The sequence below is a fragment of the Actinomyces sp. Marseille-QA0893 genome (assembly GCF_976954355.1).
On sequence record NZ_CDRJSY010000005.1, the window covers coordinates 141,277 to 164,097 of the forward strand.

Here is a 22,821-nt window from a genome sequence, read left to right on the forward strand (position 1 = left end):
TCATTGGATCGGATTCGGGTCAATCTCTGCCTTCACGTCATATGAATCATCTGCCTTCATATGAGTAGCGGTGCACTTCATTTGGAAGAGGCTTGAAGAGAAATCGGTAGATTCCTTGTACTTACGTTCTGCATGAACTTTTCCAGTCAGCTCGTACTCCTCGTTGCCATTACTCAACGTCGCGGTTTTCTTGAGGTAATCGATTGACACTGCCATGACTTTGTAATCGTCACGAATAGATTGCGTGGAAGCGTTTGAGCACTTTTCAAAGATGATCATCCATGTTTTCTCATCGATGTCATCATCGTGGAACTTCCTAGTCGGTGTCGGAGCCGGTGAAGAAGATTGTGAAGGATCGGCAAGCGGCGTAAGACCCACATCTCCTACAACATTGAACGTGTTACTTGATTGAGTGTGAACAACGCTGCAGACGATCTCGAAGCTGCTCGTTGAAGATGAACCCTTTGCGTAGCCGGTCAAGGTGCCCGTGTACGTGTACTTCATGTCGCCGTTGCCGAACTTTCCTTCAAAGTGCACTGACTTTGTTTTAATCTCCTTGACGGCGTCCACCTTCCCAGACTTGGTAGCCTCGCTCCAGCACGCACCGCGGCTCCCCGAAATGGTTTCTTCATCGATCCCATCATCGACGGACTGTGAAGGGTTCGGATTGGGGGTGGCAGATGAGAAAGACGAGGGATCAGGGGCACTTGGACTTGGCGAGGGTGAGGTACCGCGGCCGGACGTGTGCCACAAGAAAAAGACAACAACCAATGCAAGAACGGTCAGTACCGCAATCCATGCGATGATCGGCCCCTTTGAACTGGGGTTCTTCTCAGGTTCGACATACGGAGCTTGAGGAGCCTGATAAGGAGCTTGTGGCTGCGGGTAGGCTCCGCCTTGAGGGATCACAGGAGGGCCCTGGGGAGCTGGGTATCCGGAATTTGGTGGAAAATCAGACATAAGCTCCTCGCACATCTCCCTCGTTTAACGATTAAGTGGTCTCAGTCTACGTTCCAGCACGCATCTGGGCGAAATCTCTTCCTTCCCATCCACGCAACGATACCCACAAACGCGGCGCCCCCATGGCCTCGTCGATAGAATAGGCCCAGCTCAACTTAGGGAGGACTCATGACCGGGGAATCATTCTTCGCGCATCATTCGCATGACGAGGCAGAGCAAGCCGCTCCCGCTTCGCAAGAAGAGCAGCGTCCGGGGACAATTCCAGCTGACCTCATTCCCTATCTCGAAGAAGCCGATCGCGTCGACGAAGAGGACTTCGACAATGAGTCAGCCGATAGTGAGCCTGACGAACGCGATCTTGCCCTCGAAGCGCTGGCGCTGAACTCCATGCTCCTAGGCCCAGATCCTTCGATCCTCGCCGAGCTTGAAGGCGACTACTCCCAGTGGGGAGAAGACTGGGAAGAAGAACTTGCTGAGCGGCGCGCAGAAGACGCACACCGCGAAGCTTTGACGGATGCTGCCCATAGTGCTCAGATGGAAGCGCGCGTTGAGGAAATCTACCAAGAAATCATCGCGAGGGTCCCCGAACATCAGGTTCAACCGACCTTGGATCGCGTGAAAGAAACACTCGATATCTTGGGTGATCCCCAAAATAGCTATCCCAGCGTGCACATCACCGGCACCAATGGAAAGACCTCAACAACGCGCATGATCGATGCGCTTCTGGCGGCAAGCGGCGTGCGAACCGGACGATTCACCTCTCCGCACCTCGTTGATGTCCGCGAGAGAATCACCATCGAACAAGAATCGATCTCTGCAGAAGAATTCGTGCGCACGTGGGACGATATTGCTCCCTATATCGAAATGGTCGACCGTGCCCACGCCGAAACAGATGGAACCCGACTGTCATTTTTTGAAGTCTTTACGGTTATGGCTTTTGCAGCCTTTGCTGACCACCCCGTTGACGCTGCCGTCGTCGAAGTTGGAATGGGAGGCAGATGGGACGCGACGAACGTTATCGATGCTGGAGTCAGCGTCATCATGCCCATCGCGATCGACCATGAAAAGTGGCTTGGATCGACCATCCGCGAGATCGCAGAAGAAAAGGCAGGAATCATCAAGCCCGGTCAGATCGTGATCGTTGCCCGCCAAGAGGAAGAAGCCCTGCGGGTGATCGAAGAGCGTGCGGCCAGTGTCGGTGCAATTGTTCGCCTCGAAGGTCGAGACTTTGAAGTCCTTGATCGTCAGCTTGGGGTCGGCGGGCAGATGATTACCGTCCGCACCCCTGCAGCAGTCTATGAGGATGTTTTCGTTCCTCTCTTTGGTAGCTACCAGGCAAACAATGCTGCAGCTGCGATCGCAGCCGTCGAGGCCTTTATGGGTGGGCGTGCGCTGGATGCTCGCCTTGTCGAGGCCGGGATGCTTGCCGCTACTTCACCGGGGCGCCTTCAAGTTGTGCGCCACTCGCCGACGATTATTGTTGACGCTGCGCACAATCCTGCCGGTGCACACACCCTGGGTGAATCCATTTCCGAGGCCTTCGACTTTGAGCGCATCGTCGGTGTCTATTCGGGGATGGGGGATAAGGATATCGAAGGAGTACTCGGCGAGGTTGAGCCCTATCTTGATTCCCTCGTGGTCACACAGATGCCCGGAGTGCGCGCAAAACCCGCCGAAGAAATCGCCGAAATCGCGCGCGATGTTTTCGGGGAAGACCGCGTGGAAGTCCACGAGGATATCCTCGAAGCAATTGCCGCTGCCGTTAATCTTGGCGAGGCCGGGGATGAGAGTGCCCCCGCAACCGGCGTTGTCGTTTTTGGCTCGGTCCTCTTAGCTGGGGAAGTCCTGCGTCTCATGGGAATTCGCCCCTAGTAATTTCACTGCGAGCATGGCATGATTTTGAGTAAATCCAGCTCAGGGGGTAGATAGGGTTGACTCACTCGCGCACAGAGCTTGCCGTGAGCTCATCACCCTCTGTTCCTGTCGCCGTGATATCTGGTGGTGGCGGGGGACATGAACCCATGGATTCAGGCTTTCTTGGCCAAGGGATGCTCAGTGGCTGCGTGACCGGAGAACACTTTACTGCGCCTTCTGCCCCGGATATTGCTCAGCTCATCACTCGAATGATCGAAGAGACTCCTGCGGAAGAAGTCCTTGCTATCGTCAAGAACTACACCGGGGATGTGCTCAATTTTCAACTGGCAGTGGAGCTTCTTGAAGACACGGGCGTTGCCTGTACGCTGGTATACGTTCATGACGATCTAGCAACTCGCGGGGTTTCGCAAGGAGCGCGCGGGATTGCAGGCACACTCCTTTACGAGAAAATTCTTGGTGCCGGTGCATCGCTTGCAATGACAAGCGAGGAGCTCGGCCAGCTTGCGGCCGAAATTGAACAGACGATCGTCAGCTATGGGATTTGTTTCCGTGCCCCTACAACGCCCGACGGAAAGCTCTCCTTCGATCTTGCCAATGGGCATGCCGAAATGGGAGTTGGAATCCACGGAGAAAAGGGGATTTCAACGCTTTCGTATTCGGCGCGCTCCGAGGTCATTTTTCTAGCTGTTCAGGAAGTTTTTAGCCAACTTCCTCCAGGCCGCGAAGAAGTGATCGTTCTGGTAAATAACTTGGGAACTGCCCCTGAGGAAGACCTGAAATTTGCGTGCTCCGCAATAGAAGAATATGCACGTTGCACTGGCGAAACTATCGCTCGTATGAAGAGTGGGCGTTTTGTCACCAGTGACGATATGGACGGTCTGTCGCTGACCTTAATGCGCGCGCGTCCGGATATCCTTACCCTTTATGATGCTCCGACCCTTGCCCCCGCATGGAGTGAATGAAATGAACACCATCAACACACAGTGGTTTACCCAGTGGATGCGCCTGTGCGCAGCCTCCTTGCTTCGCGAAGAAGAACGCCTGACCGAACTTGACCGTCAAATCGGTGACGGTGACCACGGTACGAACATCACACGTGGTTTTACCCAGGTTGAGAACGCCCTCGCAGATTCCGAGTGGAATTCGCTGTGCGAAGGACTCACCTTGGTTGCGAAGACTCTGATGACTCATGTTGGGGGTGCCTCCGGGCCCCTATACGGCACTGGTTTTCTCAGAGGTGGCCGTGCCCTTGCGCAGAATTCAGATTGTCCGGACAGTGAGGCGATCGCAGTCTTGTATGAGGCTATTGCCGAAGGAATTTCACAGCGCGGTAATGCAAGTGCTGGCGATAAAACCATGCTCGACGCATGGCTTCCCGCGGCCCAAATCGCACGAGAATTGGCCTCGCAAGGAAAAAACGTTAACGAGGTACTGCAAGCCGCTGCGCATGCCGCGCAGCGTGGAGCTGCACTGACCGAAGGGATGAAGGCGCTCAAAGGACGTGCGTCTTATCTTGGAGAACGCTCGATCGGACACGTGGATCCGGGGGCTGTTTCTTCAGCAATCATCATCATGCAGGCAGCCCGCGCTGCCGCCGACGATTAGGACATAACAATGGCGTGTGTTGCATTCGTGATCATCTCGCACAGTCAGGAACTTGCTGAAGGCGTTGTTGAACTTGCCTCTCAAATGGCTCCCGATATCCATTTCGAGATTGCTGCGGGGGAGGATACTGGCGGTTTAGGCACGTCTATGAGCAAGGTCGAAGATGCCCTTGATCGAGCGCTCGCACGCATTCATAAACCCGGTAGCGACTCGTGTCGGCGCGGTGTGCTTCTCCTGACAGACTTGGGTTCTTCGACCATGGTCGCCCAGACCGTCCTTGAGCTACGCGGTAACCCGAAAGATTGCATGTGCGTGACTGCCCCCTTGGTCGAGGGGACGGTTGCTGCTGCGGTCGCAGCCCACGGTGGTAGCGGGCTTGCCCAAGTTGCGGTTGCTGCCTGTCAAAGCGCCATTGACTTGGCGGAGCGCGCCCGCACTGAAATTGCGCAAATCACGAGTGTTGTTCTGGAGCCATCTTCTTCCCGAGTTTTTGAAATTACCTCGCAGCAGATTCTTGAAGAAGAAATGACAGTCAGTGACCCTGCTGGCCTGCATGCCCGTCCTGCCGCACTTCTTGTCCGAGCGCTTGCTCCAATGGATGCGCAGGTCTGGATCAATGATGTTGATGCCTCCTCTGTTTTAGAGCTCATGTCCTTGGGGGTTCGCCAGGGCCAGCACATCCATGTCCGCGCGCAGGGCCTCGAGCGCGAAGAAGCAATGCGATGCGTCCGGGAAATGCTCCAAGGACACGGAAGTTGATCGAAATTCTGCTGAATATCTTCAGGAAGCTTTAGGCTTAGATTCGTGCACCTTAAAACACTTTCACTGAGAGGATTCAAATCCTTCGCAAGTGCAACGACTCTACGCCTGGAACCCGGGATCACCTGTGTGGTTGGTCCGAATGGTTCTGGAAAGTCCAATGTCGTCGACGCTTTAGCGTGGGTGATGGGGGAGCAAGGTGCAAAAACGCTTCGCGGCGCGAATATGGCCGACGTCATCTTTGCCGGAACATCAGGTCGCGCACCCTTGGGACGAGCACAGGTCGACTTAACCATCGACAATAGTGACGGCCTCCTTCCCATCGACTACTCCGAAGTCACCATCAGTCGCACTCTTTTCCGAGGCGGTGGCAGCGAATACGCAATTAATGGAACTCCGGCCAGGCTCCTGGATATCCAAGAATTGCTTTCTGATACCGGTATGGGCCGTCAAATGCACGTCATTGTCGGGCAAGGGCAGCTCGACACGATCTTGTCGTCAACGCCGGAAGAACGCCGCGGTTTCATTGAAGAGGCTGCGGGGGTTCTCAAACACCGCAGGCGAAAAGAACGCGCATTGAAAAAACTTGGGGATATGGATCAAAACTTGGTCCGGGTCCTCGACCTCACTTCAGAAATCGAGCGTCAGCTGCGTCCTCTTGCGCGCCAAGCGAAGATTGCGCGTCGAGCCTCGCTCATTCAAGCGCGTGTACGCGACGCAAAAGCGCGTCTTCTTGCCGATGATCTGGTGATTGCTCGAGATCGGCTTCAGCGCGGATCTGATGATGCTGACGTCCAGCATGAGCGCCTAGCACACCTGCAAGAAGAAGAAACACTCAGAAGCGCCGATATTCGACGCTTGGAAGAAGAAGAGCGCCTCCGGCACCCGCAGGTCGCACAGGCAATGGAAGAATGGCAATCGCTCACCGCAATTGCCCAGCGTCTTGACGCGACCATGACGATTGCTCGTGAGCGTGTGTTGACCCATTCCCAACCAGAATTGGCCCCTCAAACCGAAGACCCCGCATCCTTGGATGAACGAGCGCAAGCCGCCAGCCACGAGGATGCACAGATTCTTCAACGAGTTCAAAGCGCCCAGAGTCGAGTCGACGAGGCTCTTCGTCTTCGCGGCGAAGCCGAACGCCTCGATGATGAGGCCCAGCGTGCCTTGGCACAAGCAAACCGACTTCTCGCCGACTATCGCGAGGCCAGTGCGCGCCTCAGTGCGGGGCTTGCCTCGGCATCGTCACGCTTTGATGCCGCCCAGGCGGAAGCAAAGCGCGCAAAGACCCAGGTAGACGCGGCCCGAGAGCGTGAGGCGAAGGCCGCTCAGGAGGCGCAAGCCTATTCGGAAGATCATCCCAGCAACGATTCACTCGCCTCGAAAGCGCTCAACGCTGCACAAAAAACTCGAGAAGAAGCACGCGAGAAGGTCGATGCGCTGCTTGCACTTGAACGCGACGCTCGAGCTGAACGCGCGCGTTGGGAAGCGCGCCGTGACGCACTCGCTCAAACTCTCACTCCCAGCGACGGTACCGCCTCGTTTATGGAAGCCAAGGGATCGATGGGCGATCTGCCCAGTGGCGTCCATGTCGATGCCGGATATGAGAATGCAATTGCTCAGCTGCTTTTCCCCTTCTCAGACGCGTTGGTGATGGATACACACGAGCACGCGTGGGAGAACGTTCGCGATGCCGACGAGCGTGGCCAGGGACAAGTCCGTTTTCTCATCGCAGATTGCGCGGCGACTCACCGCAAGCCGGCCCCACTTGAGGGAATTCCTGGCAAATGGGCCAGAGACGCCGTCACCTCGGAGCGTTTTTCTGCTCTTCTTGATGTGCTCCTTGACGGTGCGTGGGTGTCGCAGACCATTGAAGAAGCGCGAATCGCTATTGCCCGCCCAGAAATTGAGTGCGTGGCAACTGTGCGCGGGGACCTCGTGACGAATTCATCCGTGCTGGTAGCGGGGGAGGAGAGCGCTTCGCCCCTTGCCTTGCGGGCACAGTACGAGGAAGCAGCGGCGGCTGCCGCGGAAGCATTAAAGCGGGAAAGTGATGCTCAAGAGCAACTGAGTGAAGCCAACGCTGCTCTGGACCAAGCTGTGCGTGGAGCAAATGATGCACTCAAGGCGCTTCGTGAAGAGGACGCGCGTCAAGCGAAGATCGCACAGGAGGCGGCTCGCGTTCACAGCGGCGCTCGTGCCGCTCACGCGGAAACAACGCGTGCTGAAGAGACCCTGAAACGCGCCGAAGAACAACTTGAACACGCGCGCATTGCCCACGAAAATGCGCAGGAACGTGCGCGAACCGGCGCACTTGAAGCTCCCGATGTTGATCTCGAGGCCGCGACTCGCCTCGCCGAAGAACGCGCAGCTGCAGCGCGCGCGGCGCGGGAAGAAGAGACGCAGGCACGCCTTGCTTTGCGTGCAGCAGAAGAAGAATCACGAGGCGCAGCCTCGCGCGCCCGTAATCTTCGACAGGCCGCTGCCCGTAGTCGTGAGGAAAGAATTGCCTACCAGCGCAGGGAAGAACGCCGCAAGCGTGAACTCGCACGTGCTCAAAGCGTTCTAGAAGAGGCACAGCGGGGCTTCGAATATGCGCAAAGGGCAGTTGCCGCCGCAAAGGGACGCCGCGACGACATCGAAGTGGCACGGCGTGAAGATTCGGAGAAACTCGCGGGAGTTCGCGCTCAACTCGATGCCGTTCGCGCTCAGATTTCTGAGCTCACTCTTGCCGCCCAACAGGCTCAGATTCTGCGCGCGGAATTACGGATGCGTGTCGAGCAACTTGAGGGGCGTTCTTTGGAGGAAATCTCCATGGAAGCAGATGACCTCATCGAACACTATGGCCCGCATAACCTAGTCCCCATCCTCACCGAGGACGCACTCAACCAGGCCAGCCCAGAGGACGTTGATTCGAATGAGGAAGGACAGCCTGCCCAAGAAACAGAAGATTCTGTGCCTTCACGGCCCTATGTGCGCGAAGAACAGGTCAAGGTCCTTGACCAAGCCCTCAAAGAACTCGAGAAACTGGGCCGTGTCAATCCTCTTGCTTTGGAAGAACATGCGGCTTTGGCTAAGCGGCACGAATTCCTCGTCGCCCAAGTACACGACCTCAAAAAATCTAAGGCAGATCTTCTCCATATCGTCGAAGATGTTGATCGCCTGGTTCAAGAAGCCTTCGAAGAAGCATGGAAGGACACAGCGAAGCATTTTGAACACACTTTCAATGTTCTCTTCCCAGGTGGAGAGGGCCGTCTTGTCTTGACTGATCCCGATTCGATGCTCGATACGGGGATCGAAATTGAGGCCCGACCTGCCGGCAAGAAAGTCAAACGCCTCTCACTCCTCTCTGGCGGCGAGCGTTCTCTTGCTGCCTTAGCTTTCCTCGTTGCGATCTTTAAGGCGCGGCCCTCTCCCTTCTATGTGATGGACGAGGTTGAGGCAGCCCTGGATGACATTAATCTCTCGCGCCTGCTGGAGATCTTCAAAGAATTGCGCGCGACCTCGCAGCTGATTGTGATTACGCACCAGAAGCGAACAATGGAAATCGCTGATGCTCTGTACGGCGTCACCATGAGGGACGGTGTGACTCGCGTGGTCTCTCAACGCCTGAATGAATAGGGCGTGCACTTGGCATAGCTGCGTCACTGATGGGAAAGTTAAGACATGATTGAAGGAATTGCGGTCTACATCGTCACCATGATCGTCATGCTTGCTATTGCCGCAGCGGTCATCTTGGGCTTCGCCCTGCACAGGCGTAGTGCTGATCAATGGAAAGACCATTTGAAGAGTCAATCCAACCAAGAGATTCCGACCCAGATTCCCGAGATCAGCGTCCGTGAAGAGAATATGAGAAACGTGCTTGATAGCTCTCGTAGTTCTCGCGGTTACATGGTTGCCGATGGCCTCCCTGGTTTTGAGGCTGTTGAAGCAATGACCGAACGTATTGAAGACATTGCAAGCCGTCGAGGCTCTCACGCGAAGTCTCGCCCTCGCCAGCAAGGAGAATCGCAAAGCGGTGCCTCCAGCGACGTTGCGCCGACAGAAAAAGCCTAAAAAGGAAGACCTGAGGAAAGATTGACCCATGCAGGCTCTCATGGATTTTGTTCATAACCCGGTGGCACCCATCATTTTGGTGGGAGTCATTGTTGTGCTCGTTGGTGCGATTCTTGCCTTCGCGCGCTCGCGTAAGCCGAAGGATGCCCAGCTTCCTCCCGCTACGCCTACACAGGTGCCTGCCGAGGCCGCGCCTGAAGAACCCCGTGAAAGCGAGGTGGGCGACTCCGATCAAATTCGCGCCGGGCCGGTTGCCGACGAAGAGACCGCTGCGGAGGGGGACGCGGGCGTTGAGCCTGCCTCGACCTCGGAAGAAGAACCTGCCCAAGAAGTTGAGGTTCCCGAGTCGATTCCTTCGCGCATGGGACGCCTCCGTGCGCGTCTGGCGCGCTCCGGTGCGCTGGGCAAGTCCCTACTTTCCCTTCTGTCTAGGGGAGACCTATCGGCTACCGATTGGGAAGAGATTGAAGACTCCCTGCTGATCGCGGACTTGGGATTGGACGCAACCGAAGAGCTCATGGAGGCACTCCGTACGCGCGTCAAGGTTGAAAATACCTCGGATCCGCAGGTCGTTCGTGCTCTCTTGCGCGAAGAACTGCTCAAGCTTGTTGGGCCAGACATGGACCGCTCCGTCAACCTCGGTGTCCGCGAGGTCGACGGTGTTCGAGTCCCAGCAACGATTTTGATGGTGGGCGTGAACGGTACCGGTAAGACCACGACGACCGGAAAGATGGCGCGTATTTTCCGCGCTGAAGGACACGAAGTTCTCCTTGGTGCGGCTGATACTTTCCGCGCAGCTGCTGCCGATCAGCTTGAAACCTGGGGAAGTCGCGTGGGTGTTGGCGTTGTCCGTTCTGAGCGTGAGGGAGCGGATCCCGCATCAGTTGCTTTTGAATCGGTTGAAGAAGGCATTCGTCGAGGCTGTGACATCGTCATGGTGGATACGGCTGGTCGACTTCAAACGAAGTCTGCGCTCATGGATGAACTTGGCAAGGTTAAGCGCGTGATGGAAAAGCACGCGCCCGTGAGCGAAGTTCTTTTGGTCTTGGACGCAACTACCGGTCAAAACGGCTTGCGACAGGCAGAAGTGTTTGCTGAAGTTGCAGGGGTAACAGGTATTGTCTTGTCGAAGCTTGATGGCTCAGCGAAGGGCGGAATCGTCGTTTCTGTCCAGCGCACTCTGGGCGTTCCTGTGAAGTTTGTCGGGCTTGGAGAAGGCCCAGACGACCTCGCACCTTTCGACCCGAACTCGTTTGTTGATGCGATCGTGGGCTAGAACCCACTACCCTTAAAACCTGGTTCTGTATTTTTGTGCTCGTGAGGAGTAGTCACAGTGGCTTTCTCGGATCTGTCTGATCGTTTGACAGCGTCTTTTAAGAGGCTGCGTTCGCGCGGTGTTTTGACCGAGTCTGATGTTGATCAGACCATCAGCGAGATTCGACGCGCACTCTTGGATGCCGACGTCGCGCTGCCCGTTGTTCGCGAGTTCACAACGCAGGTTCGCCAGAAGGCCTATGGTGCCGCTCGCTCTCGTGCCCTCAATCCTGGTCAGCAAGTCGTTCGAATCGTTCACGACGAACTGGTCGAGATTCTTGGCGGTGAAACCCGAGAACTCCACTTCGCTCAGCGTGGCCCCACAGTCTTCATGCTCGCTGGTCTGCAGGGTGCAGGTAAGACGACTTTGGCCGGAAAGCTTGGAAAGTGGCTGCGCGAAGAAGGCAAGTCTGTCTTGCTCGTTGCTTCAGACCTCCAGCGCCCCAATGCGGTTGGTCAGCTGCAAATCGTTGGTGAGCGTGCGGGCGTTCAAGTGTGGGCGCCACAGCCCGGTAATGGTGTCGGCGATCCGGTTCAAGTAGCTCGCTCGGGCCTTGACTATGCGATTACGAACGGTATCAACGTTGTGATCGTTGATACCGCGGGTCGCTTGGGCGTTGACGAAGAAATGATGGCCCAGGCCATTGCCATTCGCGAGGCCGTCAACCCCCACGAAGTCATGTTTGTCCTAGACGCGATGATCGGTCAGGACGCTGTTAATACGGCGACGGCTTTCCGTGACGGTGTGGGCTTTACGGGCGTTGTTCTTTCCAAACTCGATGGTGATGCCCGAGGCGGTGCTGCGCTCTCTGTCCGAGGCGTGACGGGTGCGCCCATCCTCTTTGCTTCAACGGGCGAAGGCTTGGACGACTTCGAGCGTTTCCATGCAGATCGCATGGCCAGCCGTATCCTCGATATGGGCGACATCATGACGCTCATCGAGCAGGCCGAAAAGCGCCTCGATGCTGAAGAAGCAGAGAAGATGGCCAAGAAGGCCATGTCCGGTGAACTCACCTTGGACGACTTCCTCAGCCAGCTCCAACAGGTCCGCAAGCTGGGCTCAATGAAGAAGGTTCTGGGAATGATTCCCGGAATGGCCCAGATGCGTGATCAGCTTGAGAACTTCGATGAACGCGAGGTGAACCGCGTCGAGGCGATTGTTCGCTCGATGACCCCCGCCGAACGCGCAGATGTTTCGATTCTCAACGGCTCACGCCGTGCTCGTATTGCTCGCGGTTCCGGCGTCACGGTTGCTGAGGTCAATAATCTGGTCAAGCGTTTTGAAGCCGCGAAGACCATGATGGGGCAAATGGGGCAGATGGGACCGGGAGGAATGCCCGGAATGGGATCCATGCCCGGAAGCGGCGGAAAAGCAAAGCAGAAGGCACAAGCTCGTAAGGACCGTGCTCAGCGAGCACGCGTGGCCAAGAAGGCGCGTAGTGGTAACCCTGCAAAGCGTCGTCAACAAGAACTCGAGGCCCTACTTCCTCCCGAACAGCGTTCAAGTGCGCCCTCGGGTTCGGCTTTTGGTGTGAGTGAAGCTCCGCAAGAAGGCCCTCGCCCGACTTTGGATGATCTTCCCGAAGATATCCGTCGAATGCTCGGCCGTTCCTGATGTATTTTGACGGGCATTTATTGACCGAATCGGGTTGGGTTCGCGGTGTGTGGGTCCTCGCTCCGGTCATTTCGCCCGTTGATACTATTCCGCGAGGAGCACAGGTTGCACGCGGGTGGGCTACCCCCGGCCTCGTCGATGCGCACTGTCACATCGGTGTTGGTCACGGTGCCCGCGTTCTGAGTGCAGATGAACAGCGCGGACAGCTTCGCACTGAGCTCAGTGCGGGTGTGACACTTCTGCGTGATTGCGGTTCTCCCGTCGATACCTCGTGGGTTCAAGGCGAGGCTGGTCTACCAGTCCTTATTCGATGCGGTCGTCACATCGCTCGCCCGAAGCGCTATATCCGAGGTCTTGCTCGCGAGGTTGAGGATGCCGGGGATCTTACTGCGGTTGCACTTGAAGAGTTGGCACGTGGTGACGGTTGGGTGAAGATCGTGGGGGACTGGATCGATCGCAGTAGGGGAAGTGATGCGGATCTTGAGCCTTTGTGGCCTCGCGGTGCGCTTGTCGAGGCCGTCGCGGCGGTGCACGAGTCAGGTGGCCGCGTCGCTGTTCACGCCTTTTCTCATCGCGTCATTGATGATCTCTTAGAAGCTGGAGTGGACAATATCGAACACGCCAGCGGAATGGATCGAGACCAGATTGCTGAGGCGTGTTCCCGGGGCGTAGCAGTGTCAGTCACTATGCTGCAACGCGAGCTTTTTGGGGAGTTTGCTGAGCAAAGCCGCATCAAGTATCCGCGTTACTCGGCGACGATGATGGGGCTATCGAAGAATCGATATGAACAGGCGCAGCTTCTTTTCGACTCGGGGATAACGATTTTGCCGGCAAGTGATACCGGCGGTTATCAAGAACCTGGGAGTATTCGCGGTGAGCTTGACGCATGGGCCAGCTTGGGAGTTCCGGCCGATGAGATCCTGTCGCGTGCAACGCTCAAGGCTCGACAGTATCTGAAATCCACTGCGGGTTTTCTTGGCGGGATCGCAGATCTGATGATTTATGAGCAATGCCCTTCGCGCTCGGTTGACGCTCTTCTTCATCCGACGCAGATCTGCCGCGGAGGAATGCTTGTTGCCTCGGTGTAGGCTCGGATTCAATCCTGGCGGTGATGAAGACCACCGCCAGGATTGAAGTCTTTATGCCAATCGGCTTGGAATAACCTTTTATTACTGGCATAATTGTTCGCTGTACTCGACGTGCGAAGAGCCCTCTCATCTGAGTTCGTCGCGTCCCGGGATAATCATCGTCTGTGTTTCCCTACCTGACGTATGTCTGTCCCACACCGATTTGAAACAGGAGTGACCACAACAGTGGCAGTTCGCATTCGTTTGAAGCGCATGGGCAAGATCCATGCACCCGTTTACCGTGTCGTTGTCGTTGACTCGCGCAAGAAGCGTGACGGCCGCGTCATCGAAGAGGTCGGTCTGTACGATCCGACCCCGAACCCCTCGACCATCGAGATCAAGTCTGACCGCGTGCAGTACTGGCTTGGCGTGGGCGCACAGCCCTCGGACCAGGTTCGTAACCTGCTCGTCCTGACCGGCGATATCGCTCGCTTCAATGGCAAGGCTGACGCAGTGTCCCGCGTTCAGTACGCAGATGCCGACAAGGCAGCCGCTGCTGCTCAGGCCATCAAGGACGCCGAAGCCGCTGCTGAAAAGCGCAAGGCAGACGCCTCCGCCAAGAAGGCTGAGGAAGAAGCTGCTCGCAAGGCTGAAGAAGAAGCCGCACAGGCTGCTGCCGCTGAAGAAGCTGCAGAAGAGCCCAAGGCTGAAGAAGAAGCTGGCGAGGAAGCCTGATTATGCTTGCTGATGCACTCGAACACCTGGTCAGCGGAATTGTTGACCACCCCGAAGACGTGCGGGTTTCATCCCGTTCCATGCGTCGCGGGCAGATGCTTGAGGTTCGCGTGAACCCGGAGGATCTGGGACGTGTCATCGGTCGTGGTGGTCGCACGGCTCGTGCGCTACGCACGGTGGTCAACGCACTCTCCCCGCGTGGGAATGTTCGCGTTGATGTCGTTGACACCGACCGCGAGTGACAACGCAGTGATCTCAAACGGGGACCTGGCTCGATCAGGTCCCCGTTTGTCGTTCCTATGACAAGGACTTTCCCATGCTTATGACGGCAGCACTGATTGGCCCCGCACACGGACTGCGCGGGGAAGTGATTCTCGATATCCGAAGTGATGATCCCGAACTTTTCATCAGCGGGACAGTTTTTGAAACCTCGGAGCAGTCCATGCCCGAGCTGACGCTTCGCTCCATCCGTCAGCATAAAGAACGCGTGGTCGCCTTATTCGAGGAAGTGAGCGACCGCGAAGGTGCAGAAGCTCTTCGAGGCGTACGTCTGCTGACCGACGAACGCGAAGAAGAAGATGCCTGGTATCCTCACCAGCTCAAAGGCCTGCAAGCACTTGATCTGCAAGGCCAGACCTTGGGAACCGTCAAGGGAATTCAAATGGGAGCGGCCCAAGATCTGCTCTTAGTCGCAACTCAGAGTGGTGTTGTGATGGTTCCTTTTGTTCACCAAATCGTTCCCGAGGTCGATGTCGAGGGTGGAACCGTCACCATCGATCCGCTGCCTGGTCTTTTTGACGACGACGCTGTTGAAGCACGCTGATTCAAGCAGGGAAGAAACCACGAATGCGCATTGATCTGATCAGTATTTTCCCGCAGTACTTTTCTGTTCTTGACCTTTCCCTCATGGGTAAAGCAAGAACTAGTGGGCACTTAGATATTCGCGTTCACGATTTGCGCGAATGGACTCACGATCGCCACCGAACAGTTGACGACACCCCCTACGGTGGTGGCGCCGGAATGGTCATGAAGCCCGATGTCTGGGGTGAAGCGCTCGACGATATTATCGGTGACTCCACAAATTGCGTTTTAGCCGTCCCCACTCCCTCCGGTATTCCTTTTACCCAAAAGAAAGCCCAAGAATTCGCAGCTTTTGATCGCATCATTGTGGCGTGCGGGCGCTATGAAGGAATCGACCAACGCGTCGCTGACCACTACCGAAGCCGCGGCCTCGTCGTTGAAGAATTTTCGATCGGCGATTATGTCCTCAACGGGGGAGAAGTGGCCGCGCTCGTGCTTGTCGAGGCCGTTGGACGCTTGCTTGACGGTGTGATCGGGAATCCCGATTCTTTGGTTGAGGAATCACACAGTGGCATTGGACTCTTGGAGTACCCGGTCTACACGAAACCTCAGTCATGGCGAGGACTTGAGGTTCCATCGGTTCTCATGAGCGGAGATCACGCGAAGATCGAACGATGGAGGAGTGACCGTTCGCTTGAACGAACAACTCTCCGACGTCCCGATATTATTTCGCGTATCGATCCACATCAGCTTTCAACTCGCGACCGTGAAGTTATTGCGGCGCACGGCTTGCTCGTTTGCGATGATGGACTCAAGACTGTTGAAATTCGTCGCGCAAAGAAAGAAGAGGCTGAGGCGATCAGTGCGCTTGCCTCACGCACCTTCCCCCTCGCAGTGCCCGACATGATCCCCGCCGAGGCCGCGCAGGACTTTATCCGCACGGGGCTGACTCCCGAGGTTTTTGCGAAGTATCTTGCTGATGAACGCGCGCGGTGCTTTGTTGCCTGCAGCGACGGAGTACTCATTGCCTATTCTCTAGTCTTCCTTAATGCCCCAGCAGATATGCCGAGGGGAAATGGGAAATACCCCCTTGACGAGCATGCGGCATACCTATCGAAGTGCTACGCGGATCTCGATGTGCACGGCAGCGGAATCGCGGGAGCTTTGCTTGAGCACACGATTGACGCAGTTCGCCAAGAAGGCGCGACGCAGATCGTCTTGGGAACCCACATCTACAACGAGCGCGCGCAGCGTTTCTATCGCAAACACGGTTTCAAGAAGGCCGGGCGACGTCATTTCCGACTCAATGATCACGTCGATGCCTCCGATGTGGTCATGGTTCGCCCTGAAGGCGTCTAACTCGCTCTTCCGTAAGGCAAATCACCGTTTTTCGGGCAGGTTTTTTCTCTTGGCACTGTTCTTTTCCTCAAAGAATGTGGCAAACTTGAACGGTCTGTGTGTGGCGTAACCTGCCGTGGGGGGCCGCCGGATCATACGGACATATTCACGATCGCAGGCTTTGACCTGCCGAAGAGACGTGACTGACCTGCGGCAGAAGCGTCAAGGAGTAAACATGCAAAAGCTGGACGCCGTCGATGCAGCTTCGCTGCGCGAAGACATCCCTGCTTTCCGTTCCGGTGACACCGTCAAGGTTCACGTGAAGGTTATCGAAGGTAACCGTTCGCGTATCCAGGTTTTCCAGGGCGTCGTTATCGCTCGCCGTGGCCACGGTGTGTCCGAAACCTTCACCGTCCGTAAGATTTCCTTCGGTGTCGGTGTTGAGCGTACCTTCCCCCTGCACGCACCGACGATCGACAAGATCGAAGTTGTCGTCAAGGGCGATGTGCGCCGCGCAAAGCTCTACTACCTGCGTGAGCGCCACGGTAAGGCTGCAAAGATCAAGGAGCACCGCTCCGGATCTGCCGAGTGACACTCACTCGCGATTTAAGCCCGGTATCCTTAAGGATGCCGGGTTTTCGCATACGTGTGAGAATTTACGGTAGTAAAAGGAAAGGGAACCGAATATGAGCCGCCGTGGAACGCGCGAAAAAAGTGTACGAATGCCAGTCGCTCACGGCCCCTCGATCAAAGACATCGAGCGTGCTGAGCGTCGCGCACGCAAGAACCCTCTCAATTGGCTGCGGGAGATGGCGATCATCATCATCTGCGCCCTTGTCATTTCTTCGCTGCTTCGCGCTTTTCTTGTGCAGGTCTTTTGGATCCCTTCCGCCTCGATGCGCAACACCTTGATCGAACACGATCGGATCGCTGTTTCTCGAGTCTCGCAGTACACCGGTGATATCCGACGTGGTGACGTGGTCGTCTTCGATGACACTCTAGGGTGGCTGTCGAAAAATGATACGAAGAGCTCAAGCCCGCTTCGAAAGATCGCCGAATTTACGGGAATTCTTCCTGCCGGCGGTGAACAGACCTTGGTCAAGCGTGTGATTGGACTTGGCGGGGACCATGTCACCTGTTGCACGGCAGAAGGCAAGATCGAAGTTAACGGTGTCGCGATTAGCGAACCCTACCTTGCCAGCTCAGGTCCGGCCTCGTCGATGACTTTCGACGTCACTGTCCCCGAAGGGCACCTGTGGGTGATGGGGGATAACCGAACGAACTCGGCAGATTCTCGCTACCACATGGGCAACGGACAATCTCCCTACGTTCCCGAAAGCGCAGTGGTGGGGCGAGCATTTGCGGTGATTTGGCCGACCAACCGCCTTACGTGGCTTGGAGATCGCTCGGTTTTCTCCGGAGTTCCTGATCCTCAATGACGTCCTCTTCGCAGGCGCCTCGACGGCGCTCAGCTAAGCTGCAGCCCACGCGTGAGTGGGAGCAAGAACTGCAGTCTCGTTTCGGCGTTGTTGCAGGAATGGACGAGGTCGGGCGAGGTGCACTTGCAGGCCCGGTGTGCGTTGGTCTTGCTTTTGCGCCTCCTGCCGGAGTCGATGTCCTTCCCGGGCTTGCCGACTCAAAAATGCTCAGTATTCGTGCGCGCGAGGCCTTATATGAGCCGGTTTATCAGTGGAGTCCTTGCATTGAAATCGGGCAGGCCAGTAACGCTGAGATTGATCGTTTTGGAATTGTTGCGGCCTTGAGGCTGGCGGGGCGTCGAGCCATGAAGGCTGCACAGGCTCGTGGTTTCAATGCAGATGTCATCATTTTGGATGGAAGCCATGATTGGCTGAGCGACTCGCCGGATCTTTTTGCCAGTTTTGACGGTCCTTCCTATCCCGATATCGCTGTTCCACCTGTTGTGACACGGGTAAAAGCGGATGCACATTGTGCGGTTGTATCGGCAGCGTCTGTTGCAGCGAAGGTGTATCGCGACCGCTTGATGATGGAGTGTGAGGACCCGGGGTATGACTGGGCCGGGAACAAAGGGTATTCCTCCGCGGCTCATATTCGCGGGCTCCGCGAGCTGGGAGCTTCTGACTTTCATCGACGCTCGTGGAAACTTCCGGGTGTCGACGAATAAAAGACACTGCGGCCCTCTAAGATACTGAGAGCAACACAGGAGGCCGTCATGTCGAACGATATTGAATCTTACGAGAATAATCTCGAACTAGCGCTTTTCCGCGAATATCGCGACGTCATCGGACTCTTTAAGTACGTTGTCGAGACCGAACGCCGTTTCTACCTGTGCAATCACGTTGATGTACAAGCTCGACCTGTTGGCGGCGATATTTTCTTTGAGTTGACGCTGACCGACGCTTGGGTCTGGGATATCTATCGTTCTTCGCGTTTTGTTCACTCTGTCCGCGTTGTTACCTACAAAGACGTCAACGTCGAGGAACTCAACAAGCCGGAACTTCCTCTTGCTTAAGGACGGTATAGCAAGGTTCCGCCGCAGGAACCTGGCGACCTGTTGTTGTTCAGGAAACGGTTTTATCCACAGGGTGACCTCTGAACGGCGTTTCCCACAGATTCCCCGTCCTACCTAACTTTTGCTTGCTGTACCTGCCATTCTTCCTCTCAAGGGAAGGAGCAATGGTGGATCACAGAAAATACCTTGGCCAGGCAGGGGAGGAGTATGCCTGCCGATTCATCGAAGATAACGGCCTAGAAGTTCTTGAACGGAATTGGCGTGATTCGCGGCGCGGAGAACTCGACATCCTTGCGCGTGAAGGGCGAACAGCTGTTGTTGTCGAGGTACGCACACGAATCGGCACAACGTATGGGAGTGCACTGGAGTCTGTTGACACTCGCAAAGTGCTCCAGTTGCGGCGCCTTGCTGCCCGATGGGCGCATCAGCACTCCTCCTTTTCCAAGCTCCGCATTGATGTCATTGCTCTGACTGTCCCTCGCGGGTGCGCAGAAGAAGTGCGCGAAGGCGGGAGAGCCGATTTCGATCGCTATCCACCGAAAATCGAGTGGGTGAGGGGCATCGCATGAGTTCCTTCCTTGCACGCACGCGAGCTGTCGCTTTGGTTGGCCTCGATGGGACCATCGTCGATGTCGAAACACACGTGGGGCGCGGACTAGTGACCTTTACTCTCGTTGGGCTTCCAGATGCCTCTCTGCGAGAAGCACGTGATCGCGTTCGCTCAGCGCTTCAAGCGTGTGAACTGGAAGTACTGGATCGCCATGTGACAGTGGGGCTTTCACCTGCCGGTTTGCCCAAATCAGGTTCGGGTTTTGACTTCGCGATCGCTGTATCCATTCTTCTTGCCTCGTCAAAGATCAGAGCTCAAGGCGTCGCTGGAGAGGTTTTCATCGGTGAACTGGGACTGGATGGGAGTCTTCATACCGTTCCTGGAGTCCTGCCAGCAGTGATTGCGGCCAGGCGCGCTGGGATCTCTCGGGTCTATGTTCCACAGGAGGCGCGCGAAGAAGCTTCACTTGTGCCGGGAATTGAGGTGCGCTCCTTTGCCCATCTTGCAGATTTCGTTCGCGCATGTGGAGGAGAAGCAACCCGAGCTCGGATCGTGGGCGTTTCTGGAAACACAGGATCGCGGCCACAACGAAACGAATCAGGAGAAAAATCGGGTCTGACTCGCGCAGAGATCGACTTCTCTCAAGTTCGCGGGCACAACGCCGCCGTGGACGCTGTTGCTCTTGCTGCGGCGGGCGGCCACCATCTGATGCTGATTGGTGAACCGGGAAGTGGGAAAACGATGATCGCTTCTCGAATTCCTTCGATTCTTCCAGCGTTAAGTGAGAGCGATGCTCTGACCGCAAGTGCGATTCATTCCCTTGCTGGGGATCTTCCTGCAGGAGGATTGCTTGACCATGCGCCTTTTCAATCCCCTCATCACTCGATGTCGATTCCAGCGATGGTCGGTGGTGGAAGTAGCTGTATTCGTCCGGGAGCTGTGTCTCTTGCCCACGGGGGAGTTCTCTTTCTCGATGAGGCCACTGAATTCGCGCCTGCGGTCTTGGACTCATTACGCCAGCCCCTTGAATCTGGTTGGGTCAGAATTCAGCGTTCGGGTCATATCGCGTCCTATCCCGCGTCCTTTCAATTAGTTTTGGCGACGAATCCATGCCCGTGTGGACATCTTGGCGGGAGAGCGAAGAGCTGCACATGTTCGTCCGTGCAACGACGGCGTTATCTGGGGCGCCTCTCTGGGCCCCTCATTGACCGTATTGACATTACTTTGTCGATGAGGGTCCCCACACAAGCCGACTTGAAGTGCGCAGCAGACTTCACTTCCGCATCGTTAAAGGAACAAGTGTGCGAGGCACGTGAGCGGGCGTTACGGCGATTGCGAGATACTCCTTGGCAGCTCAATCGGGATGTGGAGGGTTCGTGGATCCGTTCGACTCACCCACCTTCGGAACGGATTTTGTCTCTGATTGATCGCTCTGTTGACCGGGGAGAACTTTCCATGCGAGGCGCAGATCGCCTCCTTCGATTGATGTGGACCTGTGCTGATTTCTCTGGAAAAAATACGATCGGGCTGGAGGAATTCTCCTGCGCACTCCAGCTTCGCCAAGGAGGCGAACACTATGGAATCGGATAATCAACAACTGCTGGACGAGGTGTGGTGGAACTGCATCAGCGAGCCCGCGGATACCCAACTTGAAGTTCTTCGATGCGCATTGGGTGATGAAGAGGCGAAGCGCTGGCTCCTTGCGGAACAGGTCTCGATCCCTGGCGCGCTCAAAAGCCTTGAAGACACTTACAGGTCGTGTTGGAAAAGATGGAGGCCTCGGGCTCTTGCAGCTCAACCAGACCTCGAGCTCAATATCTTGGAAAAAATCGGTGGCCACATCGTCTTGCCAAAGGATGACAAGTGGCCGAAGGGCTTCGTCAAACTTGGGCAAAATGCGCCTCGAATGCTCTGGGTTCTCGGGGAACTCTCGACGCGTTCTTCAATTGCGATTGTGGGCGCTCGCGCGTCTTCAAATTACGGGAACAGCGTTGCTCGTGAACTTTCCCGAGAGCTTTCTCATCGGGGGTTCGGCACTATTTCTGGCGGAGCGATCGGTATTGACTCCTATGTTCACCAGGGGAGCGTTGACGTGGCTGGCTACACATGTGCGTTCATGGCTGGTGGATTGGGTAATCTCTATCCCGCATGCAACACGGATCTCTTTCGAACAATCCTTGCCTGTGGGGGAGCGCTCATCTCTGAAGTTCCATGCACATTCCGTCCTGCAAAGTGGCGATTCTTGGGAAGGAACCGCTTGATTGCTGCCGCTGCAAGCGGAGTTGTCGTTGTCGAGGCCTCGCCGCGTTCAGGGGCGCTGGCCACCTCTCGGTGGGCGCTCGAGCAGGGAACACCCGTTGGTGGAATCCCCGGATCTATATATTCGGAAGCATCGCGCGGGGTCCATGATTTGCTTCGCAATGGGGGAACTCTAATCCGTGACTATGTCGATGTCCTCGAAATGATAGGGGAGGCAAACGCGCCAGAGATCCACGAGCTTCCATTGTTCGGAGATCCTACTGCTCCTGATGGTCTTGTTGATTCCCTCGAACCGCTACTACGCCGGGTTTATGAGGCCCTTCCCCAAAGACGCTCCATGACGACCGAGCGTCTTGCTGTTGCGGCTGGCCTCGATGAAGAATCCGTTAAGGTCGCTCTTGTTCGACTTCAACTCAGTGCATTCGTCGGTGTCGATGAGCGCGGCTGGCATCGCAGTCTCGGGCAAGGCCGATAGACTTGCCCCGTGGAGGAGTCTTTGATCGATGCATGGGGCGTGTATTTGCGCGCCAATCTCGCGGTATCAGAGCACACCCTTCGCGCCTATGTCAGTGATCTGCGTTCATTCACTACTTATTGTCAGGTCGATGAACTCTCAACAGAGAACATCCGCAGCGTCGTCACTCTTCGGGCAATTCGCGCCTGGCTCGCCAGTTTGGTTCAACAGGGGAAATCGCGATCGACAATCTCACGCAGAACCGCTTCAATTCGTTCCTTCACCGCTTGGGCATATCGCCGCGGGTACCTTGACAGCGACCCCGGCTTGCTCGTGACCAGCGCTCGCGGGGACCAAAAGCTTCCACAGGTTCAGACCCCTTCCGATACGGCCGAGCTCCTGTCTTATGCAGCCACTCGCGCACGCGAGGAGAATTCGCCGGCGGCGATACGCGATTGGACCATCCTTGAGACGATTTACGCGACCGGTATTCGCGTGAGTGAAGTGTGCTCGCTGGATACGACGTCGATTGACCAACAGGGCATGACATTAAGAGTGATCGGTAAAGGCAACAAAGAACGAGTTGTTCCTTTTACACGCGCGTGTTTGTCCGCACTGCAAGCATGGCTTTCTCATGGTCGCCCGAGTTTGGCGATTCCCGAGGCGGGACGAGCTCTCTTTGTTGGAGATAAGGGACGGCGCATTGACCCTCGTGTGATCCGCGCGATGATCCATCGAATGTGCGCACAGGCAGGCGTGCGAGACCTCGCCCCTCACGCCCTTCGCCACACTGCTGCGACCCATATCCTGGCTGGAGGTGCAGACCTTCGAGCCGTGCAAGAAATGCTTGGACATTCTTCACTTCAAACAACTCAGCGTTATACGCATGTGGATGCTCAGCGCCTGAGCGCTATCTACAAACAAGCGCATCCTAGGGCTTAG

General features: G+C 56.2%; 22 protein-coding genes. 21 read left to right on the forward strand and 1 reads right to left on the reverse strand.

What is annotated here, in order from left to right; all coding sequences use genetic code 11:
* Window positions 1-960, reverse strand: a complete 960-nt coding sequence (locus ACWNMW_RS07125; RefSeq protein WP_295892589.1) for a hypothetical protein — start codon at window positions 958-960, stop codon at window positions 1-3.
* Between the two features lie 168 nt (window positions 961-1,128).
* On the opposite strand from ACWNMW_RS07125, the gene ACWNMW_RS07130 reads away from it, so the two are divergent.
* The 21 genes from ACWNMW_RS07130 (at window position 1,129) to ACWNMW_RS07230 (ending at window position 22,821) form a co-directional block, all read left to right on the forward strand.
* Entirely contained in the window at window positions 1,129-2,832 is a 1,704-nt protein-coding gene (locus ACWNMW_RS07130; RefSeq protein ID WP_449490471.1) for a bifunctional folylpolyglutamate synthase/dihydrofolate synthase, read from the forward strand.
* A gap of 86 nt (window positions 2,833-2,918) precedes the next feature.
* The gene (locus tag ACWNMW_RS07135) at window positions 2,919-3,797 is read left to right on the forward strand and encodes a dihydroxyacetone kinase subunit DhaK (RefSeq protein WP_449490472.1); all 879 of its coding nucleotides are present in this window, start codon (window positions 2,919-2,921) and stop codon (window positions 3,795-3,797) included.
* 1 nt (window position 3,798) lies between these two features.
* On the forward strand, window positions 3,799-4,440 hold the full coding sequence (gene dhaL, locus ACWNMW_RS07140; RefSeq protein WP_295892494.1) for a dihydroxyacetone kinase subunit DhaL: 642 nt from the start codon (window positions 3,799-3,801) through the stop codon (window positions 4,438-4,440).
* 9 nt (window positions 4,441-4,449) lie between these two features.
* Entirely contained in the window at window positions 4,450-5,199 is a 750-nt protein-coding gene (locus ACWNMW_RS07145) for an HPr family phosphocarrier protein (protein WP_072455998.1), read from the forward strand.
* Between the two features lie 45 nt (window positions 5,200-5,244).
* The gene (gene smc / locus ACWNMW_RS07150) at window positions 5,245-8,820 is read left to right on the forward strand and encodes a chromosome segregation protein SMC (RefSeq protein WP_449490473.1); all 3,576 of its coding nucleotides are present in this window, start codon (window positions 5,245-5,247) and stop codon (window positions 8,818-8,820) included.
* Window positions 8,821-8,865: 45 nt separating this feature from the next.
* Window positions 8,866-9,255 carry a hypothetical protein gene (locus ACWNMW_RS07155; protein ID WP_448751140.1) on the forward strand — a complete coding sequence of 130 codons (390 nt, stop codon included), beginning with the start codon at window positions 8,866-8,868 and terminating at the stop codon, window positions 9,253-9,255.
* A gap of 28 nt (window positions 9,256-9,283) precedes the next feature.
* On the forward strand, window positions 9,284-10,531 hold the full coding sequence (gene ftsY, locus ACWNMW_RS07160; protein WP_449490474.1) for a signal recognition particle-docking protein FtsY: 1,248 nt from the start codon (window positions 9,284-9,286) through the stop codon (window positions 10,529-10,531).
* A 57-nt stretch (window positions 10,532-10,588) separates the two neighbouring features.
* Window positions 10,589-12,184 carry a signal recognition particle protein gene (gene ffh / locus ACWNMW_RS07165; protein ID WP_034501529.1) on the forward strand — a complete coding sequence of 532 codons (1,596 nt, stop codon included), beginning with the start codon at window positions 10,589-10,591 and terminating at the stop codon, window positions 12,182-12,184.
* Window positions 12,185-12,204: 20 nt separating this feature from the next.
* Window positions 12,205-13,272: an amidohydrolase family protein gene (locus tag ACWNMW_RS07170; RefSeq protein WP_449490475.1), complete on the forward strand. Its 1,068-nt coding sequence runs from the start codon at window positions 12,205-12,207 to the stop codon at window positions 13,270-13,272.
* Window positions 13,273-13,497: 225 nt separating this feature from the next.
* Window positions 13,498-13,986 (forward strand): 30S ribosomal protein S16, encoded by a 489-nt coding sequence (rpsP, locus tag ACWNMW_RS07175; protein ID WP_034501527.1) that lies wholly within the window; start codon window positions 13,498-13,500, stop codon window positions 13,984-13,986.
* A gap of 2 nt (window positions 13,987-13,988) precedes the next feature.
* Complete coding sequence (locus ACWNMW_RS07180; protein ID WP_034501525.1) at window positions 13,989-14,228, forward strand: RNA-binding protein; 240 nt, start codon at window positions 13,989-13,991, stop codon at window positions 14,226-14,228.
* A gap of 74 nt (window positions 14,229-14,302) precedes the next feature.
* Window positions 14,303-14,809 carry a ribosome maturation factor RimM gene (rimM, locus tag ACWNMW_RS07185; protein ID WP_034501524.1) on the forward strand — a complete coding sequence of 169 codons (507 nt, stop codon included), beginning with the start codon at window positions 14,303-14,305 and terminating at the stop codon, window positions 14,807-14,809.
* 23 nt (window positions 14,810-14,832) lie between these two features.
* Window positions 14,833-16,146, forward strand: coding sequence for a tRNA (guanosine(37)-N1)-methyltransferase TrmD (trmD, locus tag ACWNMW_RS07190; RefSeq protein WP_449490476.1), 1,314 nt, complete (start codon window positions 14,833-14,835; stop codon window positions 16,144-16,146).
* A gap of 214 nt (window positions 16,147-16,360) precedes the next feature.
* Complete coding sequence (rplS, locus tag ACWNMW_RS07195; RefSeq protein WP_034501521.1) at window positions 16,361-16,717, forward strand: 50S ribosomal protein L19; 357 nt, start codon at window positions 16,361-16,363, stop codon at window positions 16,715-16,717.
* Window positions 16,718-16,847: 130 nt separating this feature from the next.
* On the forward strand, window positions 16,848-17,564 hold the full coding sequence (gene lepB, locus ACWNMW_RS07200; RefSeq protein WP_034501674.1) for a signal peptidase I: 717 nt from the start codon (window positions 16,848-16,850) through the stop codon (window positions 17,562-17,564).
* A complete protein-coding gene (locus ACWNMW_RS07205) occupies window positions 17,561-18,268 on the forward strand; it encodes a ribonuclease HII (RefSeq protein WP_449490477.1) in 708 nt (235 codons plus the stop codon). Before lepB ends, ACWNMW_RS07205 begins: the two co-directional genes overlap by 4 nt.
* Window positions 18,269-18,316: 48 nt before the next feature.
* Window positions 18,317-18,616 (forward strand): DUF2469 domain-containing protein, encoded by a 300-nt coding sequence (locus ACWNMW_RS07210; protein WP_034501519.1) that lies wholly within the window; start codon window positions 18,317-18,319, stop codon window positions 18,614-18,616.
* A 164-nt stretch (window positions 18,617-18,780) separates the two neighbouring features.
* Window positions 18,781-19,185, forward strand: a complete 405-nt coding sequence (locus tag ACWNMW_RS07215; protein WP_314212057.1) for a YraN family protein — start codon at window positions 18,781-18,783, stop codon at window positions 19,183-19,185.
* Window positions 19,182-20,756, forward strand: a complete 1,575-nt coding sequence (locus ACWNMW_RS07220; RefSeq protein ID WP_449490478.1) for a YifB family Mg chelatase-like AAA ATPase — start codon at window positions 19,182-19,184, stop codon at window positions 20,754-20,756. The genes ACWNMW_RS07215 and ACWNMW_RS07220 overlap by 4 nt, the downstream gene beginning before the upstream one ends.
* Window positions 20,743-21,900 (forward strand): DNA-processing protein DprA, encoded by a 1,158-nt coding sequence (dprA, locus tag ACWNMW_RS07225; protein WP_449490479.1) that lies wholly within the window; start codon window positions 20,743-20,745, stop codon window positions 21,898-21,900. The genes ACWNMW_RS07220 and dprA overlap by 14 nt, the downstream gene beginning before the upstream one ends.
* A gap of 9 nt (window positions 21,901-21,909) precedes the next feature.
* Window positions 21,910-22,821, forward strand: a complete 912-nt coding sequence (locus ACWNMW_RS07230) for a tyrosine recombinase XerC (protein ID WP_449490480.1) — start codon at window positions 21,910-21,912, stop codon at window positions 22,819-22,821.